Genomic DNA, 15,465 nt, shown 5'->3' with positions numbered 1-15,465 from the left:
CCCCCTTACGCTGCCTGCTCTTTTTGGAATGACTGGTACAAATCGAACAGTTGTTGCCAGGCTTCATCGAAGGTAATCTTTTCGTCCGTTTTCTGGGTCAAAAAGGCCTCGATTTCCTCGTCATATTGCAAGGCCAAGTCCACTTCCGGGTTGGTGCCCTGCTGGTAGGCACCCACATCCAGCAGATCTTGTACCCCGCGTTTCGCCCCCATAACCTGGCGCAAAGCGGTGGCGGCTTCCTTTTGTTCCCGGGTGCACACTTTCGAGGCCACACGGGAAATCGAAGCCAGGGCATCGACGGCGGGATAGTGCCCGGCCACCGCCAGTTTTCGATCCAGCACGACGTGGCCATCCAAGATTGACCGAGCCTGGTCGGCGATGGGCTCATTGTGGTCGTCCCCATCCACCAGCACGGTATAGATGCCGGTGACCGAGCCGACCGCGCCCGAGCCGGCACGCTCCAACAGTTGCGCCATCATGGAAAACGTCGAGGGCGGATACCCGCGCGTGGCGGGGGGCTCACCCACCGACAGCCCAATCTCGCGTTGCGCCATACAGGTACGGGTCAGGGAGTCCATCATCAGCAGCACATGGCGTCCCGCGTCGCGATAATATTCCGCGACCCGGGTCGCGGTGAAAGCGGCGCGTTTGCGCAACATGGGGGATTCATCCGAGGTTGCGACCACCACCACGGAACGCGACAGGCCTTCCTCGCCCAGGTCGTCTTCCAGGAATTCGCGCACCTCGCGGCCACGTTCGCCCACCAGAGCGATAACACAGACCTCGGCGTTAGTGCCGCGCGCAATCATGGACATCAAGGTGGATTTACCCACCCCAGAACCGGCAAACAGGCCAATACGCTGACCCCGCCCCAGCGTGACCAGCGTATCCAACACGCGCACCCCCATCGCCACTGGCGTGTCGATGCGGGCGCGCTCCAAGGCATTGGGCGCACTGCCGTGAATCGGAACGTGGTCAGCGACATATATCGGCCCTTTGCCGTCAATCGGCCGCCCGGCCGCGTCGATGACGCGCCCGAGCAGCGCCGGGCCTACCGGCACGGTGGCCGGCAGCCCCGTCCCCCTGACCGGGGACCCGACACGCAGACCATCCAAATTATCCAGTGGCATACACGAAGCCAGCCCGGCATCCAAGGCTACGACCTCGGCCGGGGTTCCCGTGCCATCCCCCACCAAGACAACTTCCCCCACCCGACAGTCCAGGCCGCGCACCTGTACCGAGAGTCCGACCACGGACTCTACTTCACCTACTCGCTGCGGTTTGGTCGCATTCAACAGAGAGGTAAATGCTGGTGAGGTCAGCAGATCCACAGGGCGTCACTCCTCGGCAGCCTGAACTGTGGCCAGAGCTTCGCGGGCACGTTCCACGGCCGAGGATAATCTGGCATCCAGCAATCCCTCCGGCATATACGCGACCGCATCCCCCGGATCGAGTTCAGCATCGGGAACCAGCTTTACCGGGCATTCCACACCCAGGCTGTTCAGCGTCTCCACATCCTGTGGGTTCATGTTTACTTTGACGATTTCTTTCGGATCATTCATCGACAAAGCGCGTTTCAAGGCGGATTTCGCCCCGGTTTCCCGGTCAGATAGCTCCGCTCCCAACAGGGCTTCCGCCAAGGTCAAGGCGGCTTCCATCAGGGCAGATTTCATCTCGTCTACAACCAGGGCGTCGCGCGATTCTATTGCATCGGCCATGGCCTGGATTTCGTCCATGGCATCCACATAGGCTTCGGTGCGGGCTTCTTCCGCGAGGCGGGCATCTTCGGAGATAACCGCGCGTTCCGCTTCGGCTTCACGAGTGGCACGTTTTTGTCCCGCCGCCCAGCCGGAAGAGAACCCCTTGGCATACCCAAAGGCCTGGGAGGACTTGTCGTTGGATTTGTTTTGGTTGGTGGCCGAGGCCAATTGGAAGTTTGCGGCCGGGGAATTGTTGACGGCCGGCAGCACGGTCTTGGCCGCCACCCCCCCGCGTCGCTGGTTTTCCTTGACTTCCAACAGGTCTTGATCAAGCCACATATTCGTCCTCCTCTTCGCGGCGGATTACTATCTGGCCGGATTCTTCCATCTTGCGAATCAGCTGCACGATTCCCGCGCGCGCTTCCTGGACTTGACTCATGCGCACCGCGCCAAGCATATCGATTTCTTCCATCACGTTTTGCCGCGCGCGCTCCGAGAGGTTCTTCATAATGCGCGAGCGCAAATCTTCGTTGGTGCCTTTGAGCGCCAAGGCCAGTTGTGCCCCGTCCACTTGCCGCAACACCAGCTGAATGCCCCGGTCTTCGAGCATCACGATATCTTCGAAGACGAACATGCGTGAGCGTACTTCGTCGGCCAGTTCCTCGTCGTGTTCTTCGAGTCCCGTCAGAATCATTTTTTCAGTGCCGGGGTCAGCGCGGTTGATAATATCCACCAGGGGTTCCACCCCACCCACGGCCTGCATTTCCTCGGAGTTGATAACTTGTTCAGCTTTCTTTTGCAGGGATTCCGCTACCAAGGCCACCATTTCTGGGTTAGCACGTTCCATCTGGGCGATACGCAAGGCGACTTCGCCTTGGAGCTTCGGATTCAATCCGGCCATAACCCGCGCGGCGTGGTCGGGGCGCAGATGCGCCAAAACCAGGGCAATGGTCTGGGGATGCTCCGAAGATACCAAGGTCACGATTTCGCGGGGGTCGGCGGATTTCAGGAAGTCAAAGGGTTGGCCTTGCATCCCTTGCATGAGGCGCTCCATGATTTCCTCGGCTTTTTCCCGACCAAAGGTTTGTTCCAAGACTTTCTGGGCATAGTCCAGGCCACCGTGCCCCAGTTGCAGCGAGGATGCCACCACCGAATTCTCGTAGAATTCATCGATAACTTCGGCGGAAATCTCGCGTGGCACATTGGACATGCGCATAATCTCGGCCGAGAGCGCTTCTACCTCGTCGTCGTTCATTTCGCTCATAACCCGCGCGGCACGATCCTTGCCGATTTGAATCAACAGCAAGGCGGCTTTCTGTAAACCGCTAAGAGCCAAGGCTTGCGCTCCGACTGCCATGTTTAGTGACCTCCCATCCAGGCACGCAACTGTTCAGCGACCAGTTGCGGCTTATCCAAAGCCAGCTCCGCGATTTCTTCACGTTTCGCTTCGAGCTTGAGCATAATCGGATCGAGCTCTGGTTCTGGTTCTTCTTCCGGTTCGGGTTCCGGTTCGGGCACCTCGGCGGCTTCAATCGCCAGGGCTTCTTCCTCGGGCGGGGTAAGGGTGTAGGGATCTGGCAGTTGATCCAGCTCGCCTAGATCCAGCGCTTCACGTTCGCGCGCCTTGGCGCGTTTCTTGGCTACCGCCGCGATAATAATCAGCAACAGGATAATCAACCCGGCTATCACGGCTTGACGAATCAAAGTCGTGGTCTTGGCGCGCTCTGCCGCCGCTGCGGCTTCCTCGGCGGCCTTCTCCCGTGCCTTCTGGGCGGTGTCGTCGAAGGGCGCGCGCGAAACATTGATGACATCCCCGCGCGCGGCATTAATCCCCGTGGCGGCCGCCACCGAGTCCCGTACCTGGGTCATGTCCAAACGTCGGGCAGTTTCCTGGTTCAGCACCACCGAGATGGTCTTGCTCATCGCTGCCCCGGGGCTACGGGTGGTATTGGTCAGTTCTTCGTTGACGGCATTGTTATTGACGGTTTGGTTGTTTTCGTACTTTCCGCCATTGCCGTTACGCAGTTCGTAGGGGTTGCCGATATTATCCGGTCCCAACACGCCGCCGACCACCGCGCCACCGCCCGAGTAATTCTCGGAGGCCTTGGAAGACGACAGTTGTTTCACGCCGCCCTCTGGGTCGGTATAGACTCGAGTGGTTTTCTGTTCGGTTTCCTGGGCTAGCTCGACATGCGCCGAAACCTTGGCATTACCCACCCCCACCAGGGGTTCCACCATCGCCAATGCCTTGGCAACCAGACTTTTTTCTGTCTCTGTGGCGGCAGCCGATCCGGCGCTGACCTTGTCCGACAGCGTGTTACCAGCGGTGTCCACCACGGACACCCCGCCTTTAGCGAGGTTTGGAATCGAGGCGGAAACCATATTCACAATGGCTTGCACCGTGTTATTGTCGACCTCGCGCCCTTTTTTGGGTTCCACCGTCACCGAAGCGGTGGTGGCTACGGGTTTCTTGGGATCGGCAAACACTGTTTCCGCTGGAATAGCCAAAGCTACCGAGGATTTTTCGATTACATCCATCGAATTAATGGTTTTGGCTAGCTCGCCTTCTAGAGCGCGTTTCTTGGCCATTTGCTGTTGGAAATCCGAGGCGGCCACGCCCAGGTTATCCAAAACGGCGTATCCCGTGGTGGGCTCAGCCGGCAGGTTATTAGCCGCCAGATCCATGCGTGCCCGCTGGATGTCATTGCTAGGCACTTTCACGATACCGTTATCGGCAACCTGGTATTTAATCCCGGTGGCATCGAGCTGCTGGGTGACCGCAGCTTGGTCCTTTTCTGTCAGACCGGAAAACAGGACAGTATAGCTGGGGCGTCCAACCCACGAGTACAGCACCACGCCGCCCAGCACCAGCACCGCGACCCCGATAATAACCAGGGTTTTTTGCGCCAGAGTGAATTCCTTAACCGTGTCTTTGACTCTGTCTAAAGTATTGACTATAACCGGTGGCATTAGGCTTGCATCCTCATAATTTCGTTGAACATGTCAACTGCTTTGTTCCGGATAGTGGAAGACAGTTCAATGGTCAACTGGGATTCTGCGGCTGCAATGGTGTAGTCGTGAACATCATTTAGTTGACCGGTAACGGCTTGTACTCCCAAGCGGTGGGCGGTACGTTCGCGCATCTGCATATTAGCCACCACATCAGCAAAGATATTGCCAAAAGAGGTTTCCCGCACATCGCGGATGTCCCCACCTTGAGCCACCCCAAGTCGAGTGGGCTGCAAGGTAGCAGGATTCGCGCCCAGGCGTGCCGCTCCTGCTTGGGTGGCGTACGAGCGGGAAAAACCCAGAGATTGCGCCATTTCATTGGACATCTGCTGGGAGCCTTGCAGGCGCCCAGAGAGGTTAGAACCGATTCCATCCACTGAATAAGGCATCAGGCGTTACCTCCCGATTTGCAGGGCTGACTCGTAGGTGGCCTTGGCTCGATCCACCACCGCCGCGTTTGCCTGATATGCCCTTTGCGCCATAATCAGCTGTGACATTTGGGAGCCCAAGTCAATATCGGGGTGGCGCACATAGCCTTCGGCGTTGGCGTTAGGGTCTTTGGGGTCATAGACGATACGTCCGTCGGTGCCACCCAGGGCGATACCCGCAACCATGGTTCCGGCGGGACGGCCGTAATCAACTGCCTGCGCCACGACGTAGCGGGCTCGGAAAGCCTCTTCGTTCATGGGCTTGGTGGTGTTGATATTGGCAATGTTATCCGAGATGCAGTCCAACCACTTACGGTTGACTGTCATGCCCGTACCTGCAATTCCAATAGCTCCAAAGGTCGTCATGATGTTGTCCTCATCGCTGTGCGGATACCGTTATAGTGTGCGCTCATTGCTTGGGTTGCCAGTTGGAAGCGCAGCACCGTATCCACGGAGCTGATGGTTTCCGTGTCAAGGTTGACATTGTTGCCATCAATCCGGGTGGGTTCCAAGGAGCGCGCAGTAGCAATATGAGCACTTTGCGGGTTGCCGAAGCGAGTGGCACGCGCCAGTTCATCTTCAAAGCGAACCTTGCCGGCTAGAAAGCCGGGAGTCTGGATATTCGCGATATTGTCAGCGATAACCCGCTGACGCATCGATAAACCATCCAGCGCAGTCCTCATGGCTATGTAGTTGATTGAATCAAACACGAAAACCTCACATAGTTTTCACTGGATCATCCTGAAATCCGATTACCCACAATCTCCTGCTGTGGTTCAACGCTTCTTGCCCTGACATTATCATTATCGGCCGAAATGACCGTTTTGTCGAACCCTAATAGCAACTTTCCTTCAGGTTCAAAAATTACTACCGTAATTTTACAGTACTTTTACCGCAATCTCGATTCCTTAGTCGAGAAAACCCGTGCATCACTACTGTTCACGCGGATTCTGAAAAGTTACCCAGGTGGAATTCTGGTTCAGACTACCCTCCACACTCGGCTTTAACCAGAGTTTACTTTATTGTGATATTTCTCTCTACGGCATCAGATTCCACCCCAAACCCGTACGGTAAACCTTACCTACACCGCTATTCTATTCAAGACATGAACATTATCGGGACTTAAGGGATGGGTGTGATATTTATTACATTAACTAATGCATTGCTTATAATCATTCAGGAATCACCCAGCAAAGATAATTCCCAGGAAACTCCCAGAAATAAAGGTGACCTGGTACTATGTGGCGCTAACGCAAGCTCAGCTCTCGGTATCCAAGTAAACTGGCTTGGATTCACGCGGCCGCTTCACAGTCATACGCAACCGGTCACGGTCAGCAAGGTTTTGTTCCATTTGAGCTTGAATCAACACGTTGATATTATCCAGCTCCACTCGAATCTGTTCGGCCTCGAGCCGCAGCTCGGCGGGCAAAGACCCCAACTTTGGTTCCATCCACCGGTCAGTTTCCGGAATCTCTCCCGCCGCCAACGCATCCTTGGCGGCGGCAATATCCGCCCACAGCTGCTCTAGTTCCCGCTGCCACGCCGCGAGATTATCAGCCGACACCAAGATCACCACTAGCGGTGCGCTTAACTTCCCCCGACTTACCCGAAGCCTTGGATCGGGCTTCCTCGGCTTCCAACTGGGCGGCGGCCTGCTTCCAGGCATCAGCCAAGGGTTTGAACAGTTCGTGAATCTCGCGTGCCTTGGTGGCATCCTGGTTCACATTGGCGTTAACCAATTCCTTCATGGCATAGACATAGAGCGCCATCAGCCCCTCGGCACCATCCCACACATCCATGCGCAGCGAGGACATTAGCTCCGCGATAATATCTTGGGCGTGAGTCAGGTTCTTGTGTGCCTCGACCCGGTTCTTGCCCGCCAAGGCATTTTCAGCTCGCCCCAAATCCAACAACAGCCGGTCATAGAGCATTGTCAACAGCCGAGCGGGCGAGGCGGTTACAATCGAATCCTGTTGGAAACGGTTTATCGCAGTCTGCATATCTCCTCCGTGTAAGTCCTTAGCCCTAAGCTTACTTCGGCTGGGCGCGGAATGTGCCACACCCAGCCGAAGTCTATGAAGTTTTCACCTGTGGCGTTTACTTGCCACCCATCATTCCGCCGTTAAGCTGTGCCAGCTGGCCTTGCAACCAGGCCTGCTTTTGACCGAAAGCCGCCAGGGCAGTCTGCAACCGAGCGTACTGCTTCTTCATGTTCTCTTCCTTGGCGTTAATGCGCTGCTGGAAGTCGTCAATCCGCCGGTCGTAATAGTCGCTTTCGCTCTTGCGGCTGTCGATAGTCTTGGTGACCATACCCTCCGAAGAGTCGGAGAGCCGCCTGCCTATTTCCCCGACCTTGTCGCCCAGGGCGATGGCGAGTTTCTGGGCAGTTTCGGGGGATTTCTCCATCAGCTCCTTGAACTTCGCCGATTCGAAGTTCACCGACATCTCTTTGGTGTCTTTATCTATCTTCAGCTCGATGCCCAAGTCATTCAAGGAGTAGGTCTGGCTGTTACCCTTGGCGTCCTTAATCGTGATGCCTTCAGACACCACAGAGCCAATCTGGCTTTGTACCATGCGGCCGATGGAGTTAGACAACGCCCCGGGAGCCTTCCACTTACTTTGGGTGCCGTCCTCCTCGGTACGAATCTTTTCCACCGACTTCATGCCTTGACTCAGGGTACCCAAGACCTTGTTCAAGGCACCCACCATAGATTCAACCTTCTTGGTGGCCACATCCCCATCCTCGGTGAGGTTAACCTTAATCCCTTTAGCGACAAATTCCACGCCGTCCTTTTCCACAAGTTTAGGATCTGTGCTGCTCGGTTTTCCAGCACCAGCCGCTCCACCCTGAGTGGATACAGTCGAGGTTCTCTTGGTCTCCCACTGCAGAGCCTTGCCGGTAACGTTCTTTCCATCGGCATTCTTCTGCTGTTCCACGCCAGAAATATCGATGGTCACCTTGTCCATCAGCTCGAGCTTGTTGGAAGCATAGAAGTAATCCTTGTCATACATCTTGATGTGCGCATCCGCAGCATTCTTATGCAGAGCCTCTAGACCCTGAACCCCTTCTCCGTCGCGCAGCGCCGCCTTGGCTTTTCCGTAATCGGCAAAGGTATAGGTAATAGACTTGGACGCAGCATCGTACTTAATCTTATCCTTGTCCAAACCCGCACTTTTGGCGATATCCCCGGCAAAAATACGGAAGTTACCTTCGTTCTTTCCGGTATCTCTCCCGACAATCTGGAGCATCTTTTCTTCTTTGCCGTCTTGGCCACGCAGCTTCACCACCGTGGCGGACACCCCGGCATCCTTAACCGCGTTAATCGCCTTGGCCATATCCTCCATAGAAGTCGAGGCGGGTTTAATATTGGTCACCTTATTGCCAATATGGATGGAGAAAGACCCGTCCCCCTTAGCCATCTCGTCAGTCAAAACCGCCAGCGTCTTGGCGTCATACACTTCCCTCTCGGCGCTGGCCTTAGACACCACATCGAACTCTACCGAACCCACCTTGGCACCGGTCTTGGCTTCAACCGTCACCCCCTTGTTATTCGAGGAACCCTTGACGGCACCCCAGATATCCATCGGGTCAGAGGTCTTGTCAAACTTGTCTTTCTTCCCAGAAATCCCCCACGCCGCACTGGTCAGGGAAGCTAACTGCGAGTTAAGATTTTGGAACACCTTGGTTCCCGCATTCAAATCCTTTTGTTTCTGCGCCAGCAAGATACCCGGTCGCTTTTCCAGCGCAATAAGCTGCTTGACGATGTTCTCGGTGGGAAACCCGCCAATCCCGTCCAATGAGATACCCATGATTTATTCTCCTTCCATGGATTTTCGTGGCTTTATCCTTGAGATAACGCCTGGGTCGTAAGTATCATGTCACCAAAGACACTACCTCAACAACTATCTTCGGTAAACCCCTAAAATTATTTAGGAAAACATCCGGAAATTCTCGCCAAGTTTTTCGTCTCTCCCGCTACTTGCCGCCGGCTCCATGTGCTCGCAGCGAGAGTCCCCCCAGGTAAGAGGCCATTGGCGGCTGCGGTGAGGGTTCGGGTGGGGGCTCAGCCGCCGGGGTTTTCCGGGTTCGTCGCGCCCGGACTTTGTCTTTACTTTTACGTTTTTCTTCCTCGGCGGCGCGCGCCTCGGCTTCGGCGCGTAACTGGGCTCGAGCCTGGGCGCTGCCCTTGGAGCGGCTGGCCAAGAAAGACGTGGCCGAGGACGTGGGTCGCAAGGGGTCGAGTTTCGCCTGTACCGCCGGGGTTTTCCGGGGTGTCGCCCCGGTTTTCGCTCGGCTCGTTGCGGGCGCGGGTTCATGAGGTGCCATCACCTCATGAACGGAAGCGCCCTTACTGCCCTCTCCCGAACCAAGCGACCCCGCCGATTCCACGGCGGCCGGCGTTTCCGCCTTCGGCTCCACCCCGGATGGCACCTCATGAGCCGGCACAACCTGGCCACCCGACACGGCAAGCCCCGCCGCGACAATCCCCGACGCCCCCACCCCGGCGAAATCCTCGGTGGACGCCTCGCGCAAAGCCTCGGCGGTGTCGGCGACTTTTTTCAGGTAGCTCTGGCGGCGCTTCTCGACGATGCCCACCTTTTGTTGCGGTTCATGAGGTGCCTCCGCCGCATCGTCAGGCTCCAAATGGTGCACCATTCCATCTCGAATCATGGACAAGGCCTCGGTGCGCAACTGGGAAACCCTAGATTGGGTCACCCCCAGGGACGCGGCCACCTCGTTGACCGATTTCTCTTCGAAAAACACCTGTTCCACCACGTAACGCAGGCGTTGCGGCAGCGCCTTTACCGCCGCCTTCAAGTAAACCAGGCGCTCATCAGTTAGCACTGTATCCTCGGGATTCAAGCCATCATCGACAATCTCTATCGAACGCGGATCATCCTCGCTATAAGACACATCAATCGAAACCATCCGACGCGAAGCATCCAGCTGGGCGGCCTCGACCTGTCCCACCTCGATTCCCAAAGCGACGGCCAGTTCCTCGCGGGTCGGCGCGCGACCCGCAGCGGCCGTGAGGGCGGCCGTCATTTCCTCTAGCTGCTTGGTGCGGGAACGAGACCCACGCGTCGCCCAATCCATGGCACGCAGTTCATCAAGCATCGCGCCGCGAATCCGAAAAACCGCGTAACGGTGAAACGGCACCCCGGTTTCCGGGTTATAACTTTTAGCGGCCTGAACCAGCGCCAGCGACCCCGCCGAAGCCAAGTCTTCGCGCTGGACGAAAGAAGGCACACGTCGCAGCAACTCCGCGACCTGGTAGCCCACCAAGGGGAGATTTTTCTCGATTAAAGCATCCCGATCCAGCTCTACGGATTCGGCTCCCACCAGGCCTCCCCTCGGAACTTCGCAGTAAACTCTTCCCCATTTTACCCTTTAACTGGGCTTGGAGCGACGTTTTTAATTACAGCTGGGGCGCGACAGCGGGGCGACGCGCTAGACTTTAGAGTAAGCCGGGTCAGATAAACCGGTAGCAGCCGCCAGAAAGGAGAGGCCGTGTCACTGGACGCTTTATCACGCCAACTGTGGAAACAGCGCGAGATTTTGGAATCGATGCTGTTTAAACTCGAAGAAGAGCGCCTGATTGTCGCCACGGGATCATCCCGGTTCCTGCCACGCGCCACCAAAGAACTAGAGGCCGCCGTGGCCAAAGCCCAAGGCCTGGAATTAGAACGAGCCGTGGAAGCCGAAGCCGTAGCCGTGGAACTGGGGCTGGCGCCTCATGCCTCCCTAAAAGAAATCGCCGCCGCCACCGAAGAACCCTGGCAGACCCTGCTGACCCAACACCGCGAAGCCCTGGTGCAACTGACCAGCGAGATTGCGCAAACCACGCAAGCCAACCAGGAAACCCTCAACAGCCTGCAACGTGCCGTGCAAGAGACCCTGCTGGGCGTGCCAGGCCTGGGCGAAACCTACGGAGCCGACGGGACGGTCAAAAATGCCGAAGGCCAGGCGAGCTTTATCGACCAGGCGCTGTGAAGGCTGACGGCGGGGCTGGGGCGACGCGAGGTGACGCGAGCGGCTAGTGGGCGGCTAGCGGGCGCGCGGGCAGAAATGTCAGGCCAATTCGGAAATAAAACTCATATCTGCAGGCTACGAGCCGATAGTTCGGAGTGACCAAGGAAACATTGTGATTCAAAGGAATATCACGGGCTAAGAGAAAGGACACTCCGATGGGTTCGACGTTTTCCTCGCTGAACGCTGGATTGACCGGTCTGTACGCTGCCCAACGACTGATTGAAGTATCCGGGCAGAACATCATCAACCAAAACACCCCCGGCTATACCCGCCAACGCGTGGAACAAAAAGCCCTGGGGATTGGTTCCGAACCGTCGATTTTTTCCGGTTCCGTGCCGCAAGGCGGCGGGGTCGAGATTACCGGGGAACGCCGGCTGGGGGATTTTTTCTTAGACGCGAAACTGCGGATGGAAACCGGACGGGCGGCCTCTACCAAGGAAATCACCAGCGGGTGGAAGAACGTCGAATCCTCTATGGACGAACTGGGCAAGAAATCCCTGTCGAACGCCATGCGCGAGTTTTACAAGTCCTGGGGGGACGTGAATAATTCCTCGGATAACCTGGGGGCGCGCGCCACCGCGATTGGCAACGCCCGCGCCTTGGTCGACCAAATCAAAACCGGTTACACCCACATCAACGACCTGTGGAAGAACGGGCGCGCGGAACTGGACGCTTTGGTCGCGGATTTGAACACCACCATGGATTCCGTGCTGGCTTTGAACGAGCGGATTCGCAAAGGCACCGCTATGCACGCCAATGTGAACCACCTGATTGACGAGCGCGACAAGCTGGCTTTGCATATCTCAGAGCTGACCGGCGCCACCGTGCGCAAGGGGTACAGCGTGTACACGGCGGAAAACGCCCCGAACGCCTCCATGGTTGGCAAGGGCTACGAGGACGGCTCGATAGAGATTATGCTGGCCGGAAACTCGATGGTCGGCAAGAACTACGTGAACCATTTTAAGGTCGACGGCTCGCGGGACATGCCCGGGATTGATGCCGCGCCGCGCGAGGTGTACCAAAAAGCGGAAAATGAACTTCAGGACAACAAGGTTCTGAATGACGAGGCGGACAGAATCGGGAATGAAATTACCACCATTGGAGATGCTATTGCGGGTAAGCGATTGGATGAGCAGGAAGCGGAGTTGCGGAAATATTTTAGCGCAGAGCAAGCCAGAGCTATTAGTAAAATTAATGGTGCCGCCCAGCAAAAGAAGGCCATTGCAGAAGCTGTGTTGCGGAAACACTTTAGTGATGAACAGGCTAAAATAATCAGTGATACAGCCAACCAAAATGCCGCCATCAGAAAAGCCATGCCCAATGCCAAGTTTGAATTCCACGGGCATAAGATTCAGAAATACCAGGCTTTCGTGGGCGTTTATAAAGCCGATGATAAAAATCCTGATGGCACTAAAATTGACTCTAAGCTTATCGGAAAGAAATACGTGGCTTTCTATGACGTAGAGAAAGTCATGAAGGAAAAAACCAAAGATAAATTCAATAAGGACGTGCCTCACACTCCGGAAACCGCTGTAATTAAGGAAACACGCAAGGATTTCTCGGATAGGGACTTTATTTCCGATGAAGGCCCAGTGCGTTTGACCTGGACAGTTGGCGGGCACAATGTGGCGATAGAGGACGGTCGCATCGGCGGGTTGGTACAGAATCTGAAGCCAGCCGAGGTTCCCGGAGTCTCCGGCACTATCGGTCGCGGCGGCTGCTGGGCGGAAACCGGTAAACTCTACAACGATGCTGCGGCGAATATCGCCAAAGAGGTAAACCTGATTCACGCCAACAATCTGAAGCGGGACAAGGATGGAAACCCGGTTAAGGACGCGAAAGGCAACTTCGTCACTGTGCCCGAGGGCGAGGTGCCGAATAACACCAAGTCCCTGGTGACGAAGTCGACCACGTTCAGGGTCGTGAACACTAGTAACGAACCGGAGATGGTGAAAAACCCGAATTATGTCAAGGGCTCAACGGATCCTGGCAAAAAGGATGAATTCATTCCGAATCCAAAGCTTGCTCCTAAGTATTTGGCCACTCTCACCCAGAAGGAAGGCGAGTCTGATGATGCTTTCAAGTTGCGGGTGGAATCCTTGCGGAAGGATTTGTCTAATTCCCCACTCATCGGTGCTGGGTATGAAGTGAAATCGGGAGAGGGAACCCCGAATAATGGCGGCACCCCGGTGGGCGCCACGGTTGAGGTTGGGTTGAAACTCAAAGAAACCTCGATAGAGATTGCCACTGACGCGACCGAAACCGTTGACAAATACAAAGAACGCGTGGAACAGGAGCGGGTTAAACTCGACAAAGCCCTGGAAGGCACCGGTTGGAAAGTCAAATCCGTGAAGTACCCGCTGGGTAAAGCCGTGGTTCAGTTGGAGTTCGACCCGAAAGCCTCACAGCCCGCTTTGAAAGCTTCTGTCAGCATTAAAAAAGGCGAAACAGGAGAGGCGTTTAAAAAGCGAATCGAAGGTGACGCTACTGCGAATCCCCCAGTTAAGGGTGTCGCTGACCAACTGGAAGAAACTCTTAAGAATAATCTCAATGGCACCATTCTCAAGGATAAATTTGAGACAAAAAGCACGGCCGCTGCTCCTGCACCCGGCAATCCCTCAGCACCTGACAATAAAATCGAGTGGCGCAACGAGGTCGGCCTTACGGTCGAAAAAAAGAAACACGGCGGCGCAACCGAGGACTTCTCGCTGAAAGACATGAAGCTGGAACGTAAGATTTTCGGCTCGGATGCGGAATACGATGTCGCGGTGCAAAAGAGGGTGCGTGAACTAGAAAAGCTCTATCCGGGTAGTTCCGTAACTTTCACCAATGAGAAAGAAGACGGCGGGGATTTCTTTACCTTTGCGGCGGCTGACAATAAACTCCCCCCGGCGTTGCGTCTCGGGGTGGCGATTGACGACCCGATGAAGATTGCGGCCGGAGTGTACAAGAACGGGGTCTATGACGGCTCGGTGGCGCTGCGGATTGGCAACCAGCAGGACTCCGCGACCTCAACCCTGAACGAATGGGGTAAATCCGTGGTGGATGTGGGCGTGCACGCCTCTGGGGCGCGCGATTCCTACAACCTGGCGGAGCAAACCCGCCGGATTGCCGACCAGCAGCAAAAGAGCCAGTCCAGCGTGGATATGAATGAAGAAGTAATGAACCTGATTCGTGGCCAGCACGCCTATGCGGGTGCGGCGCGTATCACCAGCACTGTGAACTCGATGCTGGAAACCCTGATTAACCTAGGTCGGTGATAGCGATGATAACCCGTGTAACCACTTCGATGATGGCCAATGACACCTTGGCCAATGTGCAAAATAACTTCCAGCGCCTGGCGGACGCCAATGAAAAAATGGCTTCCGGCAAGCGCATGAAGTTCGCCTCCGACGACCCGGCCTCCTCGGTGTCCTCGATGCGGCTGCGCAAGGAACTGGCCGCCACCGAGCAATACAAGCGCAATATTGACGATGCCCAGTCCTGGATGCAAACCGCCGACTCCGCGATGGACACGGTCTCGAAGCTCTATCTGCACTCTAAAACCAAGCTGATCAACTCGGTCAGCGGTGCCATGGGCAAGGAATCCCTCCATGCCCTGGCGGCCGACCTGCGGCAAAACGCCCAGGCCATTATGACCCAGGCCAATAAAACCTATCTGGGACGCACCGTCTTCGCCGGTAACTCCGACAAGGGCGTGGTGTTCAAAACCGGCAAGGATGCCAACGGGGACTTGCAGTTCATGCAAACCGAGGCTGACAATGTCACCGCCATGCCGGTGGATCGGCGTATTAATGCCTACACCACCCTGCCGGCCAACGTAGATGGCAATAAACTCTTCGGCACCGGCACCATCAAATATGTTCCCGGCCCGATAGATGATGAAACCGGCTTGCCCACATCCTTCGAGGTGGACGACGGTAACAATCCCTCGGTGATGAACCTGCTGGTGGAAGCCGCGCGCCTCATGGAAACCGGGGATTTGGGCGGAGAGAAGGGCGAAAAAATCCTGGCCATTCAGCGCGAGCTGTCCCGCCGGGAAAAACTGTTGCACACCAACCAGTCTGACCTGGGGGCGCGCCACAAGCAGGTGCTCGAAGCTCAGGATAATGTCGTGAGCGACATCCAGGCCGTGAAAACCCAAATCTCTGGTGTCGAGGACGTGGATATCCAGGCCGCTACCATCGAAATGTCCCTGGCACACATGGCCTACCAGGCCGCCCTGGGATCCACCAGCCGCGTAGTCCAGCCCAGCCTGCTGGATTACCTCCGCTAGATTCCCAAATTTGCTAGA

Annotated in this window: 14 protein-coding genes; 3 read left to right on the top strand and 11 right to left on the bottom strand. The window is 56.2% G+C overall.

Going from position 1 to position 15,465, the window contains the following annotated elements:
* Positions 1 to 5: 5 nt before the first annotated feature.
* The 11 genes from HMPREF0577_RS09750 to HMPREF0577_RS09700 all read right to left on the bottom strand — a co-directional run bounded on the left by HMPREF0577_RS09750 (position 6) and on the right by HMPREF0577_RS09700 (position 10,481).
* Positions 6 to 1,331 (bottom strand): FliI/YscN family ATPase, encoded by a 1,326-nt coding sequence (locus HMPREF0577_RS09750; protein WP_004013715.1) that lies wholly within the window; start codon positions 1,329 to 1,331, stop codon positions 6 to 8.
* Between the two features lie 6 nt (positions 1,332 to 1,337).
* Positions 1,338 to 2,039 carry a FliH/SctL family protein gene (locus HMPREF0577_RS09745; protein ID WP_004013714.1) on the bottom strand — a complete coding sequence of 234 codons (702 nt, stop codon included), beginning with the start codon at positions 2,037 to 2,039 and terminating at the stop codon, positions 1,338 to 1,340.
* Complete coding sequence (gene fliG, locus HMPREF0577_RS09740) at positions 2,029 to 3,057, bottom strand: flagellar motor switch protein FliG (RefSeq protein WP_004013713.1); 1,029 nt, start codon at positions 3,055 to 3,057, stop codon at positions 2,029 to 2,031. The genes HMPREF0577_RS09745 and fliG overlap by 11 nt, the downstream gene beginning before the upstream one ends.
* Positions 3,058 to 3,059: 2 nt before the next feature.
* A complete protein-coding gene (gene fliF, locus HMPREF0577_RS09735) occupies positions 3,060 to 4,670 on the bottom strand; it encodes a flagellar basal-body MS-ring/collar protein FliF (RefSeq protein WP_004013712.1) in 1,611 nt (536 codons plus the stop codon).
* The gene (gene fliE / locus HMPREF0577_RS09730; protein WP_004013711.1) at positions 4,670 to 5,098 is read right to left on the bottom strand and encodes a flagellar hook-basal body complex protein FliE; all 429 of its coding nucleotides are present in this window, start codon (positions 5,096 to 5,098) and stop codon (positions 4,670 to 4,672) included. The genes fliF and fliE overlap by 1 nt, the downstream gene beginning before the upstream one ends.
* Positions 5,099 to 5,104: 6 nt before the next feature.
* Positions 5,105 to 5,503, bottom strand: a complete 399-nt coding sequence (gene flgC / locus HMPREF0577_RS09725) for a flagellar basal body rod protein FlgC (RefSeq protein ID WP_004013710.1) — start codon at positions 5,501 to 5,503, stop codon at positions 5,105 to 5,107.
* The gene (locus tag HMPREF0577_RS09720) at positions 5,500 to 5,847 is read right to left on the bottom strand and encodes a flagellar basal body rod protein FlgB (protein WP_004014116.1); all 348 of its coding nucleotides are present in this window, start codon (positions 5,845 to 5,847) and stop codon (positions 5,500 to 5,502) included. The genes flgC and HMPREF0577_RS09720 overlap by 4 nt, the downstream gene beginning before the upstream one ends.
* Before the next feature lie 548 nt (positions 5,848 to 6,395).
* A complete protein-coding gene (locus tag HMPREF0577_RS09715; RefSeq protein ID WP_004013708.1) occupies positions 6,396 to 6,701 on the bottom strand; it encodes a hypothetical protein in 306 nt (101 codons plus the stop codon).
* The gene (gene fliS, locus HMPREF0577_RS09710; RefSeq protein WP_004013707.1) at positions 6,691 to 7,137 is read right to left on the bottom strand and encodes a flagellar export chaperone FliS; all 447 of its coding nucleotides are present in this window, start codon (positions 7,135 to 7,137) and stop codon (positions 6,691 to 6,693) included. Before fliS ends, HMPREF0577_RS09715 begins: the two co-directional genes overlap by 11 nt.
* 97 nt (positions 7,138 to 7,234) lie before the next feature.
* Positions 7,235 to 8,947: a flagellar filament capping protein FliD gene (fliD, locus tag HMPREF0577_RS09705; RefSeq protein WP_004013706.1), complete on the bottom strand. Its 1,713-nt coding sequence runs from the start codon at positions 8,945 to 8,947 to the stop codon at positions 7,235 to 7,237.
* A 166-nt stretch (positions 8,948 to 9,113) separates the two neighbouring features.
* The gene (locus tag HMPREF0577_RS09700; RefSeq protein ID WP_004013705.1) at positions 9,114 to 10,481 is read right to left on the bottom strand and encodes a sigma-70 family RNA polymerase sigma factor; all 1,368 of its coding nucleotides are present in this window, start codon (positions 10,479 to 10,481) and stop codon (positions 9,114 to 9,116) included.
* 168 nt (positions 10,482 to 10,649) lie between these two features.
* On the opposite strand from HMPREF0577_RS09700, the gene HMPREF0577_RS09695 reads away from it, so the two are divergent.
* The 3 genes from HMPREF0577_RS09695 (at position 10,650) to HMPREF0577_RS09685 (ending at position 15,447) form a co-directional block, all read left to right on the top strand.
* Positions 10,650 to 11,132 (top strand): flagellar protein FlgN, encoded by a 483-nt coding sequence (locus HMPREF0577_RS09695; RefSeq protein WP_004013704.1) that lies wholly within the window; start codon positions 10,650 to 10,652, stop codon positions 11,130 to 11,132.
* 194 nt (positions 11,133 to 11,326) lie between these two features.
* Positions 11,327 to 14,431, top strand: a complete 3,105-nt coding sequence (locus HMPREF0577_RS09690) for a FlgK family flagellar hook-associated protein (protein WP_004013703.1) — start codon at positions 11,327 to 11,329, stop codon at positions 14,429 to 14,431.
* 5 nt (positions 14,432 to 14,436) lie between these two features.
* Entirely contained in the window at positions 14,437 to 15,447 is a 1,011-nt protein-coding gene (locus tag HMPREF0577_RS09685) for a flagellin N-terminal helical domain-containing protein (RefSeq protein WP_004014113.1), read from the top strand.
* The last annotated feature ends 18 nt before the right edge of the window (positions 15,448 to 15,465 follow it).

Origin of the sequence: Mobiluncus mulieris ATCC 35243, assembly GCF_000160615.1 — a bacterium.
Classification (GTDB): Bacteria; Actinomycetota; Actinomycetes; order Actinomycetales; family Actinomycetaceae; genus Mobiluncus; species Mobiluncus mulieris.
Note: the sequence above shows the minus strand (reverse complement) of the source record. Positions and strands in the feature narration are given on the sequence as shown.

Coding starts and splice junctions, on each gene's coding strand:
- fliD (WP_004013706.1), bottom strand. CDS start 8,947: ATGGGTATCTCATTGGACGGGATTGGCGGGTTTCCCACCGAGAACATC.
- flgC (WP_004013710.1), bottom strand. CDS start 5,503: ATGACGACCTTTGGAGCTATTGGAATTGCAGGTACGGGCATGACAGTC.
- fliG (WP_004013713.1), bottom strand. CDS start 3,057: ATGGCAGTCGGAGCGCAAGCCTTGGCTCTTAGCGGTTTACAGAAAGCC.
- HMPREF0577_RS09685 (WP_004014113.1), top strand. CDS start 14,437: ATGATAACCCGTGTAACCACTTCGATGATGGCCAATGACACCTTGGCC.
- fliE (WP_004013711.1), bottom strand. CDS start 5,098: ATGCCTTATTCAGTGGATGGAATCGGTTCTAACCTCTCTGGGCGCCTG.
- fliS (WP_004013707.1), bottom strand. CDS start 7,137: ATGCAGACTGCGATAAACCGTTTCCAACAGGATTCGATTGTAACCGCC.
- HMPREF0577_RS09690 (WP_004013703.1), top strand. CDS start 11,327: ATGGGTTCGACGTTTTCCTCGCTGAACGCTGGATTGACCGGTCTGTAC.
- fliF (WP_004013712.1), bottom strand. CDS start 4,670: ATGCCACCGGTTATAGTCAATACTTTAGACAGAGTCAAAGACACGGTT.
- HMPREF0577_RS09745 (WP_004013714.1), bottom strand. CDS start 2,039: ATGTGGCTTGATCAAGACCTGTTGGAAGTCAAGGAAAACCAGCGACGC.